Source organism: Paenibacillus sp. DMB5 (genome assembly GCF_001517085.1).
In the GTDB taxonomy this organism is placed as follows: Bacteria; Bacillota; Bacilli; order Paenibacillales; family Paenibacillaceae; genus Paenibacillus_AQ.
The window spans coordinates 1-436 of the sequence record NZ_LRAC01000119.1 but is presented as its reverse complement, the minus strand read 5'-3'; the positions used below and the strand labels follow the sequence as shown (position 1 = coordinate 436).

Below are 436 nucleotides of genomic sequence, written 5' to 3'. Positions count from 1 at the left end.
TGGATCACCTCCTTTCTATGGAGAATCGTCATCTGCAATGATGACATTCAAATCTTAAATCTAACCGGTCGGTTAGTTACTCACTCGTGTTCAGTTTTGAAAGGTCAATCCTTTCATCCCGTTTGGTGGCGATAGCGGAGGGGTTCCACACGTACCCATCCCGAACACGACCGTTAAGTCCTCCAGCGCCGATGGTACTTGGACCGAAGGGTCCTGGGAGAGTAGGACGCTGCCAAGCGGACAACCATTCTATGGTTGAAACCATGTTATGTTATATGGGCTTTTAGCTCAGTTGGTTAGAGCGCACCTCTGATAAGGGTGAGGTCGGTGGTTCGAGTCCACCAAGGCCCACCATATAACATCTACAACATTATACTTTATGGGGCCATAGCTCAGCTGGGAGAGCGCCTGCCTTGCAAGCAGGAGGTCAGCGGTT

General features: G+C 50.2%; 1 tRNA gene and 1 rRNA gene. Both read left to right on the top strand.

Going from position 1 to position 436, the window contains the following annotated elements:
- Positions 1-121 precede the first annotated feature (121 nt).
- Positions 122-238 (top strand): 5S ribosomal RNA (rrf, locus tag AWJ19_RS12340).
- 39 nt (positions 239-277) lie between these two features.
- Positions 278-354 (top strand) — tRNA-Ile (locus AWJ19_RS12335).
- Positions 355-436: the final 82 nt, after the last annotated feature.